Raw genomic sequence first — 20,789 nt, 5'->3', positions numbered from 1 at the left:
CACAAGACCTCGACCCTGGCATGTAATGGGCGCATAACAAAAAGGATAAATCCTATGCCCCGTTTGCTGGCGATCCTCCTGCTGGGCCTGGCGCTGAATGTTGCGCAGGCCGATACCGCGCTGTTTTCAGCGCAGGGTTATCGCATCGGCCAATACCGCAGCCCGACGCCCGCCACTGTCGACGGCGCCCAGACCCTCGACACCCAGGCCCTGCAACAGCTGCTCGGCCAAGCCTCGCCCCCAGTGCTGATCGACGTCTATCGTAGGCCGTGGGTCCAAGGGCGTTTCATCGACAACGAACCCCACGCCAATCTCCCCGGCAGCCTGTGGCTGGCCAATACCGGTGACGGCGACCTCGACCCGACCTGGCAGGACTACTTCAGCCATCACCTGCGCGCGGCCACCGGCGGGCGGTTGGATTCGCCATTGGTCTTTTATTGCCGCGCAGATTGCTGGCTGAGCTGGAACGCGGTAAAACGCGCCGCTGCCATGGGCTATAACCATCTGTACTGGTATCGCGATGGCCTCGATGCCTGGGAGGCGGCCAACCTGCCCCTGCAAGCGGCCCGGCCCGAACCCTTTCCCTGATCTTGCAAGAAGTGCGTGCAACTGCTCTGCCCCACACGACAATAACGAGGTGAATGGCCATGTATAAAATCCTGATAGCCGACGATCACCCACTGTTTCGCGAAGCCATCCACAACGTCATCAGCGACGGTTTTCCTGGCAGCGAGGTCATGGAGACCGCCGACCTGGACAGTGCCCTGGCCTTGACTGCCGAGCACGACGACCTGGACCTGATCCTGCTGGACTTGAACATGCCCGGCATGCACGGGCTCAATGGCCTGATCAACCTGCGCAACGAGGCACCGACCATCCCCGTGGTGATTGTCTCCGCCGAGCAGGACAAACAGGTGGTGCTGCAGGCCATCACCTATGGCGCGGTGGGTTTCATCACCAAATCCTCGCCACGCTCGCAGATGACCGACGCCATCGAGCAGATCCTCAACGGCAACGTGTACCTGCCGCCGGACATCATTCGTACGCAAAAAAGCCCGATGGGGCGGCGCCTGAACGAAAACCCGAGCTTCCCGCCGGAACTGCTCCAGGCCTTGACCCGCAAGCAATTGCTGGTGCTCGAACGCATGACCAAGGGCGAGTCGAACAAACAGATCGCCTACACCCTGGACATCGCCGAAACCACAGTCAAGGCTCACGTCTCGGCGATCCTGCGCAAACTCAACGTGCACAACCGGGTGCAGGCGATCCTCAGTGCCGGGGATATTGATTTCGGGGCTTATCTGCGGCGTTGAACCGCTGGACACTGCTGAGATAGGGTGGATACCCCTGTGGCGAGGAAGCTTGCTCCCCCGCCACAACAGCGTTCGACTTAATGGCTCAGGGCCTGGCCCAACAGATGACTCATCGCAATCTTGAGCTTCATCGGCCGCACCGGCTTGTGCATCAGGGTGTGCCCGCGTTCGCGGATCTGCTGCTTGAGTTCGTTGCTGTAGTTGGCGGTGATCATCATGGCCGGGATCGGTGAGGCCCGGCGGGCGTTGATCCGGGCCACCGCATCGACGCCGTTCTGATCGTTGTCCAGGTGATAATCGGCGATCAACAGGTCAGCCTCGGCATGGTAGTTGTCCACCTGGCGGGCCAGGTCCTGTTCTGACAACGCGGTCACTACCTGGCAACCCCAGCCCTCCAGCAACGTACGCATGCCGGCACAGATCGCCGCATCGTTATCCAGTACCCAGACCCGCGCCCCACGCAGTCGTTCGAGCATCGGCTCGCTCATGTCCAGGCACGGCAGCGGCTTGGGCGCGGTGGCGCTCAGCGGCACGTCGATAGAGAACATCGAGCCCTTGCCCGGCCAGGAGCGCACCTGGATCCGGTGCCCGAGGATCCCGGCGATTTTCTCGACAATCGCCAGGCCCAGGCCCAACCCACGGTCCTGATTCGGGCGCTGCACGTCGCCGCGCTTGAACTCCTGGAATATTTCCTCCAGGCGGTTCTCGGCAATGCCGATGCCGCTGTCCCAGACCTGGATCGACACGCGCTGGCGGTGGCGCCGACAACCCAGCACCACCCGGCCGCTGGGGGTGTAGCGAATAGCGTTGCTCAGCAGATTGCGCAGGATTCGCGCGAGCAATTGCATGTCGCTGCGCACCAGCACCGAACAGCCGACAAAGTGCAACTCCAGCCCTTCGCTGCGGGCGATCTGGGCGTATTCGGCGGCCAGGTTGTCGAGCAGCTCGCTGAGGCCGAACGGCGCGACATCGGCCTTGATCACCCCGGCGTCCAGTTTGGATATATCCACCAGGGTGCCCAACAGGTTCTCCACGTCCTGCAGTGAATTGCTGACGTTACGCACCAGTTGCGCGTTGGCAACCGGCTCGCGGCGCTCCAGCAAGGCGCTGGTGAACAGCCGGGCGGCGTTGAGCGGTTGCAGCAGATCATGGCTGACCGCTGCGAGAAATTTGGTCTTCGACAGGTTGGCCTGCTCGGCCTCGCGCTTGGCCTCCCGCAGGCGCAATTCCACCCGGCTGCGCTCATCGATTTCGCGCAGCAACTGCTCGTTGAGGGTGGTCAGTTCGGCCGTGCGCTCCTGGACCCGCTGTTCCAGGTTCTGGTAGGCCTGGTGCAGCGCTTCAGCAGTGCGCCGGCGTTCGGTGATGTCGCGGATCAGCACGAAAATCCCCACCACTTCGCCGTTGGCCAGGCGGTTGGGTACATAGGAGCGCAGCATGTAGCGCTCCTGGTTGTTGATATTGGTCTCGGCGAACTCGAACGTCACGCTCTCACCCGCCAACGCCCGCGCCACGTAGGCCTCCAGGCGCTGGTAATGCTGCTCGCTATGGGCTTCGCGCAGGCTCTGGCCGAGCATCACGCCACGGGGCCAGCAATACCACTGCTCGTAGACCTTGTTGGTGAATTCGTAGACCAGGTCGGCGTTGAGGTAGGCGATCAGCGCCGGCACATGGTCGGTGATCAGGCGAATCCAGCGTTCGCTTTCGCTCAGCGCCTCGGCGTGCTGGTAGCGTTCGGTGATGTCGGTGAAGGTGTTGACGTAGCCGCCAGTGGGCAAGGGATGCGTACGGATCTCCAGGACCCGGCCATCGGACAGGCGCTGCTCGGATTCGTGGATCAGCCGGCCGTTGCTGTCGCGACTGGCCGGGGTCAGCAGTTGCAGCTCACTGTCGGCAATCACTTCATTGAATGGCCGGTGCGCCGCTACCGGTGCCAGGCCGCTGAGTTCGAGGAAACGCCGGTTCCACAGCTCCAGCACGCCTTGGGCATTGACCATCGCCACGCCCTGGGACAGGTTGTCCACCGCCCGCTGCAACAGGTGGGATTTCTGCGCGATAGCCTGCTCGCGGCGCACCGTTTCGCTGAGCTTGACGTCGGTGATATCGGTGAACAGGATTACCCGGCCGCCCTCCTGGGTCGGTCGCTCGCTGACTTGCAGCCAACGTCCGTTCTGCAGCCGGTACAGCACGTGCTCGTCGGCCTGGCCCCGGGGCTCTTCGCTGAACAGTCCGTTGGCGGTCATCAAGCGCTTGACCTCGGAGAGACGCATTCCGGCGATGATGCGCACCCGGCTGTTGGCCCAGAAGGCCTTGAAGCGGCTGTTGAACAGGACAATGCGTTGCTGCTCATCGAACAGCACAAACGCATCGGAGATGCTTTCGATGGCGTCGATCAGGTGCCGGTGGGCGGTTTCCGCCCGCAGCCGCGCCTCGCCCAGCAAGTGATTGCCGGCCTTGAGTTCAGCCATGGCCTGGTTCAGCGCATCGGTGCGCTCGCGCACCTGCTCGGCCAGCACCACCGAGTGCTGGAACGCTGCATACGGATCGTTGCCCCGGGTTACGCCAGACTCCACCCGTTCGATCAGCGCCTCGTTGATGCGCCGCAACTTGCGGTTTTCGTGCTGCAGGGCAGCGAGCTGGGCCTGCAGCTCAACGATGGCCGGGGACGCGATGTCGGGCAATGGCAACTCCGGTGAACGTCTGGTTGATATGCATGCCATTGAACTGTTCTCCATAGGTGTTGAACCCCATCACCCGTTGTTCGCGCAGGAACTGGCCGATCTGCTCCAGGCCGCCGCGATCTTCCAGCTCCAGGCGCCGGAGAAAGCAATCGCAGCCGATGGTCAGCAGCAGATCACCGAGACGGGCCTGCAAACCGTCGAACAGCGTTTGCAGGTTTTGCAGCAAGGGACCGGGGGTCATGGCGGTGAGAACGATGCCGTTCTCCACCGCGCAGTAGAAACTCAGGCTCAGGTCCGGGTGCACCTGCTGGATCGCCCGCACGTAGTACTGATCGTTGATGCGCACCGCCAGTGGATGGGCGGCGAAGACCCGATAGTCGAGGGCGCTCACCGGCACGCCGATGTGCCGGGCGTATTCTTCTGCGGCGGGTTCGGCGTTGAGCTCATAGACCCGCCGCGAGGCGCTGTCGGCACCGGTCACCACCAGCTTCTCTTGGCGAGGCAGGATGTGATGGGTGGTGAAGACTTCGAATTCCAGCCAGGTATTGATCAACACCACCACGGCCGCGCCACTGTGGAACTGGCCTTCGAAGTACACATGGGTGTGGGTCAGGTAGTTGTCATCGCCAGCCGACCCGCCGAAATGCGGGATGTCCCCCAGCGCGGCACTCAAGGCCGCCAGCACCATTTCCTCGCGGCTGGACAGGCCATCGAGCAGGGTCAAGGCGAAACTGTGACCCTTGATCGGGGCCAAGGCGTTGCTGCGACAGCCGCTCGCCAGGCGCTCGACCATTTGCTGGGCGTCGATCAGGCTGAAGCGCTCCATTTCACCGATCAGTTCGGCGGCGATGGAAAAGTGCCGGTGATCGAACCCCACCGCCGTCACGCAGTTGCGACCATAACCTTGGGCGGTGATTTCACCGGCGCTGGTACAGCCCACCAGGCGAATCCCGCCGAAACTCTGGGACAACGCCTGGCCCAGGGCCGGCAGGTCGTATTCGGCGGAACAGAAAAACAGCACGAAGCCCAGGTGCGGGTGCAACAACTGCCGCGCCAGCTCCTGGGCCACCTGCTGGACATCCGTCGCCTGGGACATGGCGCTCACCACACCTTCGCTCTGGGCCTGCTGCATCTTCGCCTCCGACGGGTGCGTGATAGGAGCCCTGAGTGTACGAAGCCGCGTCGAGTCGACGAATGCTACTTGGGTAGCGGGTGGACGCTTCCATGGGATGAGATTGCTCCCTTATGTGGGAGCAAGGCTTGCCCGCGATGGAGGCGATGCGGTCTGGCAGAATCGAGGCGCCTGTTTCGCGAGCAAGCTTTGCTCCCACAAGCGCCCCTGCCACAAGCGTGGTTTGCCGAACAAGCAATATCAATGACTCATCGGCGCCATGGCAGTCGCCTGCCCCAGCAGTTTCTGGTCGATGTCTTCCAGCCGCAGCACCCGGCCGCCGGTGTCGCTGGCGAGCTTTTGTGCCGCCTGGGGGTCGGAGAACGAGGCCAGGACAACGCCCATGGCGCCTTTAAGCCCACTGCCGATGACGAAGTAGGCGGTCCGGGCGTCGATCAGGTGGGCGTCATCCGGTGTATCCCAATGGCTGCGGCCCATGTCGTGGACATACAGCTTGACGTCGGCCCGATGGTTTTCCGGCTGCAACCACCAGCCCAGCATCTCCGCCGGCGAGCAGAATTTCTTCACGCCCCCTGCCCCGACCGCCGCGCCCTTGGGCCCGGGGAAGTCAGTGATGACCATGCCGCACACATGGCACTCGTCACTGGGATGAAACGCCAGCGCCGCCTCGCTGGTCGCAGGTGGCTCGGCCTTGCCGCAGGCCGCCAGTGCCAGGCACATCAACACCCCGGCCAAGAGGCGGCCCCCCTTGAGGTACACCTTGTTCATCGTTGCATGCTCCCTTATCAAGATTGAAATTCACGGGCACCGGCGATTGAACAACCGATAGGCCAGCCACAACGGAACCGCCATCCACAAGCCCAGGCACAGCCAGAGCAAAGGCGCCGACACCGGCAGGTCGCTGCCCAAGGTCAGCACCGCGGCGCCGCTGGACGCCGCATCGAACCCGGACAGGTTGATCAGCCGATACACGTCGGTAGGGTTGAACAGCAGCAGCCAGGGCAACAGTTCCGGGCTGAAGCGCCCCTCGCTCAGCACCAGCAACGCCAGCAAGGCAAGGTCGAACACCAGCACGAAGAAAAACCACACCCCCAGCGCCAATCCGGCCGCGGTGGATTTTTCTGCCGACAAGCTGCTCAGCACATAGGCGAGCCCGAGGAACACCCAGCCCAGCAGCGTGCTGGACACCATGAACCGACCGAAGGCCCAGAGCAGCAGGCTCAACTGGACATCGTCCACCAACAGGGCGATGGCAAGCATCGCGCAGCCAAAACCGATGAAAGTGGCCAGGGCCAGGATCAAACCATGGCCGACAAACTTGCCCAGCAGCAATTGGCCGCGGCCCAACGGGTAGGTCAGCAACAGCAGCAAGGTGCCGCTCTCGTCCTCGCCGACAATCGCGTCATAGGCCAGCAGCAAGGCAATCAGCGGCATCAGGAAGGTCGCCAGGCTGGACAGGCTCGCCACCGTGGCCGGTACCGAGGTGAACCCCAGTTGACCGGACGCCGCCGCGCCGAGCCAGGCGATGCCGATCGCCAGCACCGCGAACAACAGGCTGATCGCCAACAACCAGCGATTGCGCAGGCCATCGCTGAATTCCTTGCGGGCCATGTTCCAGACCGGATTCATAGGCTGGTCTCCTCGGCTGCGGCACGGACCATGTAATGACGGTACAAGTCCTCCAGCGACGGCGGCTTGATCTCGACATCCGACGGGTCATCCTGGGCCAGTAACTGGCGCAGCAATTTAAGTTTGCTGCCATCCGGCGCGGACACTTGCACCCCTTCTGCGCCCCAGCCTTGGGTGGCGTGCCCCTCGCTGCGCCAATGCTGGCGAAGCCAGTCGGCCCGCGACAGGCCCGAGGCGCGGATCAGCGTCGGCAGCCCGGCGTCCTCCCGCAGCCGGGCCAGGCTGCCCAAGGCCAACAGGCGCCCTCTGGTGAGAATCGCGGCGCGGTTGATGTGAGCTTCCACGCCAGGCAGGACGTGAGAACAGAGAATGATGCTGGTGCCCTGCCAACGCAGGCGGTCGAGCAACTGATAGAGGTCCTGGGTGGCAATAGGGTCCAGGCCCACGGTCGGTTCATCCAGCAATAACAGGCGCGGTTGGCCGAGCAGCGCCTGGGCCAGACCAAGACGCTGGCGCATGCCCTTGGAATACGTTTTCACCCGCCGTGTCGCGGCACCCGCCAGCCCGACCTCTTCCAGCAAACGCTGCACTTGCTCCGGTGCAGCACCTTTGAGCCGGGCAAAATGGCGCAAGGTTTCCAGCCCGCTCAACTGCGGATAGAACATCACGTTCTCGGGCAGATAACCGAGCATCTGCCGCACGCTCGGGTCGCTGGGCGCTCGGCCGAAGACACGCACCTGCCCCTCGCTGGCCCGCAGCAAACCGAGGATCAGCTTCATGGTGGTGGTCTTGCCCGCACCGTTATGCCCGAACAGGCCGAGCACTTCGCCCTGGGCCAGATTCAAGTCCAACCCGCGCAGCACGGCGACATCGCCATAGTACTGGCTGACGCCTTCGATCTCGACGACGTTCAAGACGCGTCCTCCTGGGCACTGTTGCGTGGCGGGGGCTGGACAGGCGTTTCCATCAGCGGATGACTGTCCATCACCCCGGGGGATTTCATCACCGGGAAAGCTCGCTGCACCCAACGCAGCAGTTCGATTCCCGGGCTGTTCATCAACAAGCGCACCTGGGGATACAGCCACAGCAGGCGATCGACGTTGTCGTTGGGCTCATAGGCGACATCGCCCAAGCCATCGCCGTTGCGATCCCAGCCCAGGTAGTCGCTCCAGTAATTGCCGCGACCGTCCGCCGACCATTCCTGCAATCGGGTGGCAACGTACTTGACCTGGCGCTGGTTGTGGACGAAGGCATTGCCGGCGATGCGGTTATCCTCCGAGCCGGCCGTCAGGTGGATGCCCACGGCGCTGCGCTCGAAATGGTTGCCTTCGATGCGGTTGAACAATGAGTTGTAGATGAACAGGGCCTTGCCCTCGGCGCCGGTGATCATGGTGTCGCCGGTGGACCCGTCGCGCACGTCGGTGACGAAGTTGTCGCGCAGGGTCGAATAGGTGATGTAGTTCATCAGGATCCCGTAGTTCTGATCCTGTTCGGAGCGATTGCCGGTGACCGTCAGCTGGCGGCTTTGCATCAGGGCATAACCGGTGCGGGTGCGCCGGGTAACGTTATCCAGCAGGCGGTTATCGTTGGCGAACATGTAATGCACGCCGTAGCGCAGGTCCTCCAGGACATTGCCCTGGAGCAGGTTGCCGCTGGAGGTGTCAATGTAGATGCCGTCGCGGGTTTCGTGTACCTGGTTACCGATGACCCGGGCGCCGTGTACGGCATACAAATGGATGCCATTGCCACGGTCCTGGGAGCGCAGGCTGGGGTCGCCCTGGATGCGGTTGTCGATCAGGCTGACGTCCCGCGTGCCATCGACCCAGATACCGAAGCCCTGGCCCTGCATCCGGTTGCGACGCACCACGGCCCCTTGGGCGACCGGTTGGATGAACACGGCGGCGTTCATGGCCGTCAGGTCGTGGCCCCAGTCCAGGAACGTACACCCCTGGATCCGCACGTTCGGGGCGCGAATGATCACGCCATTGCCCTCGCCCTGGCCCTGGAATACCGCCTCGGGCGCACAGGTGAGGGTCATGGGCTGGTCAATGCTGAACGAGCCCCGGTACTGGCCCGCAGGCAGGCGCCATTGCTGGTCGCCCTCGGCCTGCAAAGGCAAATTGGTGATCGGCTGCGGCGCGCCGAGCGCGCCGCCCGATAACAGGCAAAGCACCAGCGCAATGACCGGTTGGCGAGCGTAACCCGCAGGTTGTGGCGTTTTCCCGGTCATTGAAGCTGTCTCCTTGACGAGCCGTCTCAGGCCTTTTCAACCAGCATGCGCCCGACCATTTCCATGTGCAGAGCGTGGCAGAACCAGCTGCAGTAGTACCAATGCAAGCCGGCCTTGTCGGCGGTGAAAGTGATCGATGAGGTCTGTTGCGGGCTGATCTCCATGCTCGCGCCGTGGTTGGTCATGACAAAACCATGGGTGACGTCTTCGATCTGGTCGATGTTGGTGATAGTCACCGTCACCTCGTTGCCTTGCTTGACGGTGAATTCCGTCAGGCCATAGGCCGGCGCCATCGACGTCATGTACACCCGCACCTTGTTGCCGTCGCGGATGACCTTGTTGTCGGTTTCCAGGTTGATGCCGTCCTTCTTCGCCCGGGCCACGGTGTCGGCGAAAAACGGATCGTTGCGGTTCCAGATTTTCTGGGTCTTGATCTGGTCGCGCCGGGCTAGAATGCAGTCATGGGGTTCGGCGAAGGCCGGGCCGTCGTGGACCAGCTTCATTTCTTCACCGGAAATGTCGATCAACTGATCGTTCTCCGGGTGCAATGGGCCGGTGGGCAGGAAGCGGTCCTTGGAGAATTTGCACAACACCACCAGCCACTTGCCGTCCGCCTCGCTGGTTTCGGTGAGGGACGCATGGTTGTGGCCGGGCTGGTACTGGACGTCGAGTTTCTGCTTGATGTAATTGACCTTCTCGCCCTTGTAGGCGCGGATGGCCTCGTCCATGTTCCACTTCACCACCTGGCTGTCGATGAACAAGGTCGTATAGGCATTGCCGCGCCCGTCGAACGTGGTGTGCAGCGGCCCAAGCCCCAGTTCCGGCTCGGCGACAATCACTTCGCGTGGGTCCTTGAAGCGGTCGGCGAACAAATCGTCCAGGCGGTCGATGGCGATCATCGAAACCGTGGGCGACAGCTTGCCGTTGGCGATGAAGTATTTGCCGTCCGACGAAGTGTTGAGCCCGTGGGGGTTCTTCGGCACGGGAATGTAGCGAGTGAATTCGGAGTCCTTGCCATCGGTCTTGCGGCCATCGACCACCGGCACCTTGGAGCCGTCCAGGTTGATGAACTTGCCGGCCTTGATCGCCGCCTCGATACGCGGGATGTTGAACACCACCACCCAGTCGCGCTCGTTGCGCATCATGCCGCCCAGGTCGTAGGCCTTCTCGGAGTTGTAGCAGGTGCTGGCGGCGTATTTGCCGGTGTAGTCGGCATCGGAGTTGTCCAGGTTGCCATCGACGATCACCTGGAAGGCCATTTCCATTTTCTCGGCATCGATGGCGTTGAACATCGTGAAGCTGTTTTTGTCCTGCAGGTCGAAGGTGTGGCCGTCGTTGGGGTGCGGGATCACGAACTCAGCGTTGGCGAACACGTACTTGGTGTACGGCACCTTTTGCAGGCGCAGGCCGTGGATGGCTTGCACGTTGGGCACGGTGAGGATCTTGTCGCACTTCATGATGTCCAGGCGAATGCGCGCGACCCGCGAGTTGGCCTTGTCGTTGATGAACAGGTATTTGCCGTCGTACTTGCCGTCGGTCATGGAGATGTGCGGGTGGTGGCAATCGCCGTTCTGGTACTTGGCGCTGTCACCCAGGATGCGCTTGCTTTCGTTGGTCAGGCCCCAGCCAGTGGCCGAATCGACGTTGAACACCGGGATGCGCATCAGCTCACGCATCGACGGCACGCCCAGCACCCGCACCTCGCCCTGGTGGCCGCCGCTCCAGAAACCGTAGTATTCGTCCAGCTCCCCGGGCCCGACGTGGATCTTGGATTTGGCCTCCTTGGCCGCCGCAGCCCAGGACTCACGGGTGAACGTCCCGGCCCCCAGCGCCGTCGCGCCGGCCAGTACGGCACCGGTTACCGCGCCAGTGCCGAGAAAACTGCGCCGGCTGACACCCCTGGGTTCTTCCACCGAGCCCGGGGTTTGGTTTTTTTTATCGCTCATGCTGTGTGCTCCATGAAGAATGAAAGGGTCAAGGGACAGGCCATTGGGGTGCCTCAAGGCGCCGGGTTCACCTGCACCACGGGAATCAGTTGCGGATCGCTCACGGTCGCCTTGCCGCGCTTCTTGCGCTTGTTGATCAGCGGCGGGCATTTGTTTTCGTTGTGCCAGGTCATCTGGCAGTCGAGGCAGTAATGGCATTCGTTGGCATTGATCCGGCCATCGGGATGAATCGCCTGGATCTCGCATTCCTTGGCGCACAGTTGGCAGGGGTTCCCACACTCCTTGCGGCGCTTGAGCCAGTCGAACAGCCGCAGCCGGGTCGGCATCGCCAGGGCCGCGCCCAGCGGGCAGACGTAGCGGCAATAGACCTTGCGGGTAAACAGGTTGATTACCAGCAGGCCCACTGCGTACGCCACGAACCACCACTGGCGGTCGAACCTGAGGGTGATGGCGGTCTTGAAGGGTTCCACTTCGGCCAGCCGTTCGGCGGTGGCCATCGACTCCAGCGAAACGCCGAACAGCACCAGCAAAATGATGTACTTGATCGCCCAGAGCCGCTCATGCACGGCGAACGGCAACTCGTATTGGGGAACCTTGAGCTTGCGCGCCAGTTCGTTGATCAACTCCTGCAACGCGCCGAACGGACACAGCCAGCCGCAGAACACCCCACGCCCCCACAGCAGAATGCTGCCGGCGGTGAACACCCAGAGAATGAATATCAGCGGATCGGTGAGGAACAGCTCCCAGCGAAAGCCTTCGAACAAGGCGTGGACGAAGGTCAGCACGTTGACCACCGACAACTGGGCCAAGGCGTAGCCGCCGAGAAACACCACGGTGAAGACCAGATAACCGCGGCGCAGCCAATGCAACAGCGTCGGCCGCCGGGCCAGTGAGTCCTGGAAAAACAGGATCGCCGTCAGCACCAGCAGGGCTACGCCAAGCACGCTGATTTCGACACTTTTCTGATACCAGAGCGTCAGCCACATCGGCCGGCTGGCTTCTTCGGCGGCCGCCAGTTGCTCGGCGGTAGGCAATGGCCGTTCCAGGTAAGGTTCGGGCAGTTGATAGGCCAACTCGAAACTGCTGAAGGTGCCGCTGACCGGTCCGGTCTGGCGGCGCACCAGCAGTTCCAGGGTCCAGGGTGAACCAGGGTCGAAACGGTGGGAGGCACGGATGATGAAAATCGCCATTTCATCGAAGTCCGGCATGTCGTCGAGGGCCACATCATTCAGGCGCTGAAAATCCAAGTCGCGAAAGCTGATGGTGTCGCCGGACTGACGCAGTTGCACCCGGTCGAAGATGCCGCCACGCACGTATCCCGAACCCTTGAAGGAATAACGACCGCTGCCCATCACCGCGATGGCCTGCTCGCCCGGCTTGAGCTCGGCCATCAGTGTGCGGTATTGCGCCTCACCCAGCAGGTTGCGACCGATGGTGGGCGGGTTGAGGTGGGTGGCATAGAGGTCGATGAAGGTGTCGTTCACCTGCTCGCCGCTGGCGGTTTCGACCTGTTCGGCCTCAGTGCCTTTGAAGGAAGCGTCAACCTGGCCACGGGTCAGGAGCAGACGGCGGATAGCGCCGTTACCGGTCAGGGTCTTCCAGTCGGCGGGCTCGTAGATGTCCTCACGCACACGCGCCGGCGCCACGGCCAACCCCGCATCACCCTTGACCAGGCCCAGGGACACCGCGACATCGTGGGCGGCACGCATGATGACTTCGTTGACCACCATCGCCGTCACAGTAGCCCCGGCGATGGCATCCACGGTCACGGCATTCGGATCGCTGGAATGCCCCACCACCACCCGTTGGTTGACCTTGATGCCGCTGTAGCGCGCGCTGAACGCGTGGAGTTTTTCTTCGGCGATGCCGATCAGCAGGATCGGCTCATGGTGTTCGAGCACATAGGCATCGAGAATCACACCGGCCGGATCGAGAATGACCTGGACGTTGATCGGCTTGCCGGAATAGGCGGGAATGTCCACCACGTCCAGGCTCTGGAACACATAGCCCACAACCTTGCCGGCAGCGGACAGCTTGCGCACCTTGAACCGCCCTTCGGGCTCGGAGATCGAGTCGGTCTGATTCAGGACATGGTGGATGCGCTGTTGCGGGACGTCACCGTAGTCCTTGGCCTGGGCCAGGCCCGTGAACAACAGCAGGAGAACGAACAGCCCGTGGAGCCAGAAGCGGGATAGGTGCAGCATCACAAAGTGAGGGGTCATGGACGCCAGGGCTTAAAGACAGGATCTTGGCGATCATGGTAGGGGCCGGCCCCTTCTTCGGCCCTTGATTGAAATCAACTTGGGAAAAACTTAAGCCTTGCCCCAAAGGTGTTGATCGTTCCCACGCTCCGCGTGGGATGCATCCCGTGACGCTCTGCGTCACCTTCCAGAAGCGGAACGCGGAGCGTCCCTGGCGGCATTCCCACGCGGAGCGTGAGAACGATCTTCCACCGTCGCCGCACCCCGATCGTTCCCACAGTGCTCAGCGCAACCCATAGGAATAGATACGGCCGTCATTGTTGTCGTACCAGTTGCCATTGGCCCAGAACACCCGGTCCTGCGCCGGTTGGAAACCAAGAATGCCCAGGTAACCGTCGATGGCGAGGTGCTGCCAGGAGCGCCCCCAATCCTTGGAATAGAACACCCCATCGGCGGAGATGTTTGCGTCCGACCACCAGTAGAGCCAGCGCGGTGGATGGTGGTCGCTGGTCGTGTTGATCAGAAGGGTGTTCTGGCCCAACCAGAGATTGTCGCCACGCACCTGGGTCTGCGATGCCAGGGGGGCAAACACACTGGGCAGGTCACCCATGGTCGTCCAGGTCAGTGCGGCGGTGTCCAGTTCGGCGACAACCTCTCGCCCGCGATCACCCTGGTCAATCAGCCCAATCACCCGCCCGGCGTCATTCTGTATCAGCTTGCTCACAAACAGCTTGTCGTCACGCTGTACCTCGACCACCTGCCACTGCCCGGCCTTGGCTTGCAGCCGGGCCCGTGTCGTGACGTTGATCGCGATATTGTCGCTGACGCCATCCGGATGGGCGCCCCAGAAGCGTTGGGACACCCAGATATGGGCCGTCTGCGCATCCAGTTGCAGGACGTTGGTCTGGATTTCCCCATGCTCATCTGTATTCGTGCCCCAGTCAGTGACGTCAGGGCGTTTGCCGTGGGCGTATTTGGCGGACACCAGCAGCGACTCGGGCGCCATTATCGACGCGCTGTTCGCCCCCCGATCAGCCGAGTAGAAGACGCCGGTGGAAACGGCAGTCGGCTTCTCTTCATCGCTGTCTTCATCCACCGCGTCCGGCGTGCCTGCGGCCCAGACTTCATTCGAGCCGTGGAAATAGGGAGCCAGGCTCCAGGCCAACGATTCGGCCTCGGGAAACCAACCCTTGGTCAACCAGGTCCAGCGCTGGCCTTGATCATCAGTGCGAAAGACCACGGTCTGATCGGGATCATGGGTATTCGCCGTTTCAGGCCGACGAAGGCCCGTGAGCAGAAACACACTGGTCCCGTCGGGGCTGGCTACCATACAAGCGCTGCCGCTGACATGTGCCACGAGCTGAAATTGCCCTTGGGCGTCCAGGTGGGAAATGAAGGTGGTTTCCTTGTCAGCACGAGAAAACAAACCGGCAAAGGTTCCAGACTCTTCCGCTTCATTGGGCTGTTTCGGCTGGCCATAGACCAGCGCATCCAGGTCCAACACGCCAGCGGACGGTTCAAGCTCTCGGGCCTCCCTCTCCAGGCGCGCTACCAGCCAGGTTCCCTGTGGCGTCACCGTCACGCCTGTGCAATACGAGGACATCGCTCGCAACCGGGTATCCTTCACCGCGCCGACTTGTTGCTCGTCAGGACTGTCGCCGCCCAACTCCAGCTTGGCGCTGGCAATCATCCAGATGTACCAGAGCGCGGCACCGACCAGCAGCGCGACAAACAGCGTGGAGAACAACTTCGATCGAGGCATGAGGCGTCCGTATCCATGGGAAAAATCTGCAGAGCTTTTCTCATCTCTTGCGCCCGGAGTAAATTTTTATCGCACGCGAACGGTTGAACCCGGTCGCATAATTGTCAGCGCTGTGATCCAGTCCACTCTGCCATCGCCATAATGCAACGCCATAACGCCCTGAAGCGTTGCAGCAACGTCCACAAGGAATGCCCGATGCCCCCACGCTCCGCCCCCGCTTCAACCGCTGACTTGCCGCAAGGCACCGGTTTCGTCCGGGTGCGTGGCGCCCGCGAACACAACCTCAAGAACGTCGACGTGGACATCCCCCGCGATGCCCTGGTGGTGTTTACCGGCGTGTCGGGGTCCGGCAAGTCGTCGCTGGCCTTCTCCACGCTCTACGCCGAAGCCCAGCGTCGCTACTTCGAGTCCGTCGCACCCTATGCGCGGCGCCTGATCGACCAGGTGGGCGTGCCGGACGTGGACAGCATCGAGGGACTGCCGCCGGCAGTCGCCTTGCAGCAACAGCGCGGCACCCCCAGCGCACGCTCTTCGGTGGGCAGCGTCACCACCCTGTCGAGCCTGATTCGCATGCTCTACTCCCGCGCCGGCAGCTACCCGGCCGACCAACCGATGCTCTATGCCGAAGACTTCTCGCCCAACACGCCACAGGGTGCCTGCCAGCAATGCCATGGCCTGGGCCGAGTCTATGAGGTCACCGAAGCGTCCATGGTGCCGGACCCGTCGCTGACCATCCGCGAGCGCGCCGTGGCCGCCTGGCCCATGGCCTGGCAGGGCCAGAACTTGCGGGACATCCTGGTGACCCTGGGCTATGACGTCGACATCCCCTGGCGCGACCTGCCGAAGAAGCAGCGGGACTGGATTCTCTTCACCGAACAAACCCCTACCGTTCCCGTATACGCCGGGCTCACCCCGGCCCAGACCCGCGCCGCCCTCAAACGCAAGCTCGAACCGAGTTACCAGGGCACGTTCAGCGGCGCCCGACGCTACCTGCTGCACACCTTCATGCACTCCCAAAGCGCGCAGATGCGCAAACGCGTGGCGCAATACATGCGCGCCAGCCCCTGTCCCGTGTGCGAGGGCAAGCGCCTCAAACGCCAGGCGCTGACCGTGAGCTTTGCCGGCCTGGACATTGCCGAGCTGTCGCACCTGCCGTTGCTTGAACTGGCCGACGTGCTCAAGGGCGTCCTGGCGCCCGACTACCTGGAACAGGCCGAAGAAACCGGAGACGTCCTCAGCCACCAGCAAACCCGAGAAGCCCGCGAGCAACGCGCCGCCAGGGGCGACAACCCGCACGCGGGTGGGCCGGACGCGCGCCACACCCCCAACCTCTCCCTGGAGAAACGCCTGGCCGCCCAACGCATCGCCGCCGAGCTGCTGGAACGGATCGTCACCCTGATCGACCTCGGCCTGGGCTACCTTGCCCTGGAACGCAGCACACCGACGCTTTCGTCCGGCGAACTGCAACGCCTGCGTCTGGCGACCCAGCTCAATTCCCAGTTGTTCGGGGTGATCTACGTGCTGGACGAACCCTCCGCCGGCCTGCATCCGGCCGACAGCGAGGCGTTGTTTGGCGCCTTGCAACGCCTCAAGGCTGCCGGCAACTCGGTGTTTGTGGTCGAACACGACCTCGATACCATGCGCCGCGCCGACTGGCTCATCGACGTCGGCCCGGACGCCGGCGAACAAGGCGGGAAAGTCCTCTACAGCGGTCCGCCGGCAGGCCTTGGCCAGGTGTCGGAATCACGCACCCGCGCCTACCTCTTTGCCGAAGAACACGTCACGGCACGCAGCCCCCGAGCGCCCAAGGATTGGCTGCGCCTGGAAGGCATTACCCGCAACAACCTCGACAACTTGAGCGCGGCCTTTCCCTTGGGTTGCTTCACCGCCGTGACCGGCATCTCCGGCTCAGGCAAATCCAGCCTCGTCAGCCAGGCCCTGCTGGATCTGGTCGGCGCCCACCTGGGCCAGGCCAGCCCCAACGCCGAACCCGATGAGCAAAGCCTGGAAGACGAACCCGTGCAAACCAGCGGCGGGCGCGTTACCACTGGGCTTGAAGCGGTCAAGCGGCTGGTCCAGGTGGACCAGAAACCCATCGGCCGCACCCCGCGCTCCAACCTCGCCACCTACACCGGGCTGTTCGATCACGTGCGCAAACTGTTCGCCGCGACAGCGCAGGCGCAAGCACTGGGATTCGATGCCGGACGGTTTTCCTTCAACGTCGCCAAGGGCCGTTGCGAGACCTGCGAAGGTGAAGGTTTTGTCAGCGTGGAGTTGTTGTTCATGCCTAGCGTGTACGCGCCCTGCCCCACCTGCCATGGTGCGCGCTACAACCCGCAGACCCTGGCGGTGAGCTGGCAAGGCCTGGACATTTCCCAGGTGCTGCAACTGACCGTGAACCAGGCTCTTGAGGTGTTTGCCGAGCAAGCGGCGGCCAGGCGCTCATTGCAGGTGCTGCAGGATATCGGGTTGGGCTACCTGCGCCTGGGCCAACCGGCCACGGAACTGTCCGGCGGTGAAGCCCAGCGGATCAAACTGGCGACAGAACTGCAGCGCAAGGCCCGGGGGGCGACATTGTATGTGTTGGATGAGCCCACCAACGGGCTGCACCCCCAGGACGTCGACCGCTTGCTGGTGCAACTGAATCGCCTGGTGGAGGAAGGTCACACGGTGGTTGTGGTGGAACATGACATGCGCGTTGTGGCGCAGAGCGACTGGGTCATCGACATCGGTCCGGGCGCAGGTTCCCAAGGTGGGAACGTCGTGGCCTGCGGGGCTCCGGAAGAAGTCGCGGCCTGCCGGGAAAGCCGGACGGCGGAGTTTCTGAAAAGGGCTTTGCAACCTGGAAGATAAAACCTGGCCCAAATCCCCCCCACGCCCCCCGTCGATCGTTCCCACGCTCCTGCGTGGGAATGTCGCCAGGGACGCTCCGCGTTCCGTTTCTGGAAGGTGACGCAGAGCGTCACGGGATGCATTCCCACGCAGAGCGTGGGAACGATCAAAAGATCGCAGGCTTCGCCAGCTCCTACAGACCCAGCGCGAGCTTGAGTTTTCAGACCGTACGCGAATACTGAACCGTCTGGTCCGCCCCCAGGTACGCGTCGAAGGCCATGGCCACGTTGCGCATCATCAATTGTCCCTGGGGCAACAACACCAGCTCGTCGTCGCGAAGGTCCAGCAACCCGTCGCGCACCAGCTCCTGGAGCCGGTCCAGGGCATCGGCGAAGTACTCGCTAAACCGAATGCCGTGGGCGCTCTCGATCTGGCCGAAATCGATGCGTGCGTGACACATCAGTTCGCTGATGACCTCGCGCCGCAGCCGGTCATCGTCGCTCAGCCGATAACCACGCTGTACCGCCAGCAGGCCTTGATCCAGCCGCGCGTAATACTGGGAAAGCTCCTTGACGTTCTGGTTGTAGCTGTCGCCCACCTTGCCGATCGAGGACACCCCCAGGCCAATCAGGTCGCAATCGGCGTGGGTGGAATAGCCCTGGAAATTGCGCTGCAGGCTGCCCTGGGCGCGGGCGCGTACCAGTTCGTCATCCGGCAAGGCAAAGTGGTCCATGCCGATGTAGACGTAGCCGGCTTCAGTCAGGCGATTGATGGTCAGTTCCAGCAACTCCAGCTTGCGCTCTGGCGGCGGCATGTCTTCTGGCCGGATCATCCGCTGCGCCCGCACCCGTTGCGGCAGGTGGGCGTAGCTGTAGGCCGCGATCCGGTCCGGACGCAGGGCGATGATCTTGCTCAAGGTGACATCAAAACTGGCGATGGTCTGCAAGGGCAGGCCATAGATCAGATCGACACTGACCGACTTGAAGCGCGCCAGGCGCGCGGCTTCCACCAGCTCGACGACCTGGGCTTCGCTTTGCACTCGGTTGACGGCAATCTGCACCTGGGCATCGAAATCCTGGACGCCAAAGCTCAGGCGGTTGAACCCCAACTGGCGCAGGCCCTGGATCTGTTGCGCATCGATGGTCCGCGGGTCGACCTCGATGGAAAACTCATGGGCGTCGCTGTCGTCCATGTCGAAGGACTGGTGCAGGCAGTCCATCAGGTCGGCCAGTTGCTCATGGGTCAGGTAAGTCGGCGTTCCCCCGCCCAGGTGCAGCTGGGTCAGTTTGCGCGAGCGGTCGAACAAGGTCGCCTGCAGGGCAATTTCGCGCTTGAGGTAGGTCAGGTATTCGACGGCTCGATGGGTCTTGCGCGTGATGATCTTGTTGCACGCGCAGTAATAGCAGAGGCTCTGGCAGAACGGGATGTGGATGTACACCGATAACGACTTGGGCAGCGGTGCCTGGTTACTGCGTTGGGCAGCCTGCTGGTATTCATCCATGGCAAAGGCCTGGTGGAACTGCGGCGCCGTCGGATAGGAGGTGTAGCGCGGCCCCGGGCGGTCGTATTTCTCCACCAGGGCACGATTGAAACCGGATACAGCATTCATGATGGATTCAACTTTTCAAAAAGGTGTGGGCCTGCGTCATCCAGTCCTGGGTCGAACAGATTGCAGATCGCATCGACGCTCAAGCGCCCGGCAGGCAGGATGCCGATAAACCGGCTCGACAGTTCGATCAATCCCTGGTCATGCAAAGCTTCCAGCGACGGCCAGAGAGACGCGAAATACTCGCGAAACACCAGGCCGAAGCGTGCCTCGATGGCCGGGATATCGAGTTCAAGGTCACAGGAAAGCTGCTCGGTCACACATGCCTTGACCTGATCCTGCGCTTCACAGCGCCAACCGCGATGGACCGGCAACTGCCCGGCATCCAGCTGTTGGCAATACTGATGCAGGTCGTCGGTGTTCTGTACGTACAGGTGCTCGATCTGAGTGATGGCCGATAGACCGAAGCCCACGTGATCACAGCAACCGTGACGGGTAAAACCCTGGCAATTGCGATGCAGGCGTCCGTGCTCCTGGGCCACCGCCAGGTCATCGTCGGCCCTGACGAACTGGCCCAGGCCGATGTAGTGATAACCGGCGCCAATCAGTTGCTCGCAACAGATCCGCCGCATGGCGTCCTTGTCGGCCGGGCTGCAAAAGTCGCCGGCCAACCCGGCGTTCTTCGAGCGGTAACGATAAGGCGCGCGAGCATAGTCGAAAGCGTGCAACCGGTCCGGTTCCAGTTCGATCAGCGTCGCCAGCTTCAGGGCGAAACTGCTGGGCGTCTGCCAGGCATGGCCGTAACCCAAGTCAATGTTGATGGAGCGAAAACCAAACGTGCGCGCCGCATCGATCAACGAATGGATCGGAGCCGGATTCTGGTAACAATCGACCGACAGGTCGCTGTCGACGCCAATGTCGGGGACGCCGATGCTGACATGAGTGAAACCCTGGTCGCGGATCAGGCCCATGGTCGACCAGTCGGTGTGGTGCAAGTCCACCTCGATGCTGTGGTCGCCACCGTCGTATTCACTGAAGTCAAAGCGCTTGCGCAGGTCACTCATCAGCTTCTGCAGATGAGCGATCACCGGTGTGCCACCGGTCAGGCAAAACTGCTCGACGCGCCGCCCTGCGCCCAGGTGGCAACCGACCAACCCCAACTCATAGGTCAGGCGTTGCAGGTAGCCCTCGATCTCACCGCAGCGGCAGTCGCTGGCCAGGGGCGAACACGACGCCAGCCGCAGGCGCGAAGGCAGGTGCACCGCCAGGGACAAGGGCCGTCGTTTCTGACGGCTGCTGCGCAACCCTCGAAGCAGGTCGAGCGAACCGATGCCTGTGTGGAATCTACGTGTACCGACCGAACAATCGAAATCAGCCACCACAGGCGCACGGCCCGAAGGTCGCTCACCGAGGGTATGGAACGGGTCGAACATGACAATCTCCGAGTGGCTGTGCGCAAGCAGTTTGCGGGGTAACCCGCCGGGCCACCTTGACCTGTATCAAGCGCCTTGGAACCA

General features: G+C 62.6%; 14 protein-coding genes. 3 read left to right on the top strand and 11 right to left on the bottom strand.

The window, feature by feature from the left end; genetic code table 11:
* Nucleotides 1–54: 54 nt before the first annotated feature.
* Entirely contained in the window at nt 55–588 is a 534-nt protein-coding gene (locus KI235_RS14360) for a PQQ-dependent catabolism-associated CXXCW motif protein (protein ID WP_003201429.1), read from the top strand.
* A gap of 59 nt (nt 589–647) precedes the next feature.
* On the top strand, nt 648–1,313 hold the full coding sequence (locus KI235_RS14355) for a response regulator transcription factor (RefSeq protein WP_014338437.1): 666 nt from the start codon (nt 648–650) through the stop codon (nt 1,311–1,313).
* Nucleotides 1,314–1,390: 77 nt separating this feature from the next.
* On the opposite strand, the gene nahK is transcribed toward KI235_RS14355, so the two are convergent.
* The 9 genes from nahK to KI235_RS14310 form a co-directional block, all read right to left on the bottom strand.
* Nucleotides 1,391–3,994: a hybrid sensor histidine kinase/response regulator NahK/ErcS' gene (nahK, locus tag KI235_RS14350; RefSeq protein WP_027911736.1), complete on the bottom strand. Its 2,604-nt coding sequence runs from the start codon at nt 3,992–3,994 to the stop codon at nt 1,391–1,393.
* On the bottom strand, nt 3,963–5,126 hold the full coding sequence (gene nosP / locus KI235_RS14345) for a nitric oxide-sensing protein NosP (protein WP_003201423.1): 1,164 nt from the start codon (nt 5,124–5,126) through the stop codon (nt 3,963–3,965). Before nosP ends, nahK begins: the two co-directional genes overlap by 32 nt.
* A gap of 240 nt (nt 5,127–5,366) precedes the next feature.
* A complete protein-coding gene (locus KI235_RS14340; protein WP_003201421.1) occupies nt 5,367–5,894 on the bottom strand; it encodes a nitrous oxide reductase accessory protein NosL in 528 nt (175 codons plus the stop codon).
* A 30-nt stretch (nt 5,895–5,924) separates the two neighbouring features.
* Entirely contained in the window at nt 5,925–6,755 is an 831-nt protein-coding gene (locus tag KI235_RS14335; RefSeq protein WP_003201419.1) for an ABC transporter permease subunit, read from the bottom strand.
* Nucleotides 6,752–7,669, bottom strand: coding sequence for an ABC transporter ATP-binding protein (locus KI235_RS14330; protein ID WP_013693248.1), 918 nt, complete (start codon nt 7,667–7,669; stop codon nt 6,752–6,754). Before KI235_RS14330 ends, KI235_RS14335 begins: the two co-directional genes overlap by 4 nt.
* On the bottom strand, nt 7,666–8,985 hold the full coding sequence (locus KI235_RS14325) for a nitrous oxide reductase family maturation protein NosD (protein WP_212795835.1): 1,320 nt from the start codon (nt 8,983–8,985) through the stop codon (nt 7,666–7,668). The genes KI235_RS14330 and KI235_RS14325 overlap by 4 nt, the downstream gene beginning before the upstream one ends.
* Before the next feature lie 26 nt (nt 8,986–9,011).
* Entirely contained in the window at nt 9,012–10,931 is a 1,920-nt protein-coding gene (nosZ, locus tag KI235_RS14320; protein ID WP_003201412.1) for a TAT-dependent nitrous-oxide reductase, read from the bottom strand.
* Nucleotides 10,932–10,984: 53 nt separating this feature from the next.
* Nucleotides 10,985–13,153 (bottom strand): NosR/NirI family protein, encoded by a 2,169-nt coding sequence (locus KI235_RS14315; RefSeq protein ID WP_028237024.1) that lies wholly within the window; start codon nt 13,151–13,153, stop codon nt 10,985–10,987.
* Nucleotides 13,154–13,415: 262 nt separating this feature from the next.
* Nucleotides 13,416–14,894 carry a hypothetical protein gene (locus KI235_RS14310; RefSeq protein ID WP_003201408.1) on the bottom strand — a complete coding sequence of 493 codons (1,479 nt, stop codon included), beginning with the start codon at nt 14,892–14,894 and terminating at the stop codon, nt 13,416–13,418.
* A 195-nt stretch (nt 14,895–15,089) separates the two neighbouring features.
* Here KI235_RS14310 and KI235_RS14305 point away from each other — a divergent pair, with 195 nt between their 5' ends.
* Nucleotides 15,090–17,747, top strand: coding sequence for an excinuclease ABC subunit UvrA (locus tag KI235_RS14305; protein ID WP_212795834.1), 2,658 nt, complete (start codon nt 15,090–15,092; stop codon nt 17,745–17,747).
* Between the two features lie 199 nt (nt 17,748–17,946).
* Here KI235_RS14305 and hemN read toward each other — a convergent pair whose 3' ends face one another.
* Nucleotides 17,947–19,335, bottom strand: a complete 1,389-nt coding sequence (gene hemN, locus KI235_RS14300) for an oxygen-independent coproporphyrinogen III oxidase (RefSeq protein WP_003201404.1) — start codon at nt 19,333–19,335, stop codon at nt 17,947–17,949.
* Nucleotides 19,332–20,705 (bottom strand): coproporphyrinogen III oxidase, encoded by a 1,374-nt coding sequence (locus tag KI235_RS14295; RefSeq protein WP_212795833.1) that lies wholly within the window; start codon nt 20,703–20,705, stop codon nt 19,332–19,334. The genes hemN and KI235_RS14295 overlap by 4 nt, the downstream gene beginning before the upstream one ends.
* Nucleotides 20,706–20,789: the final 84 nt, after the last annotated feature.

The sequence above is a fragment of the Pseudomonas sp. St386 genome (genome assembly GCF_018325865.1).
GTDB classification, from domain to species: Bacteria; Pseudomonadota; Gammaproteobacteria; order Pseudomonadales; family Pseudomonadaceae; genus Aquipseudomonas; species Aquipseudomonas brassicacearum.
Note: the sequence above shows the minus strand (reverse complement) of the source record. Positions and strands in the feature narration are given on the sequence as shown.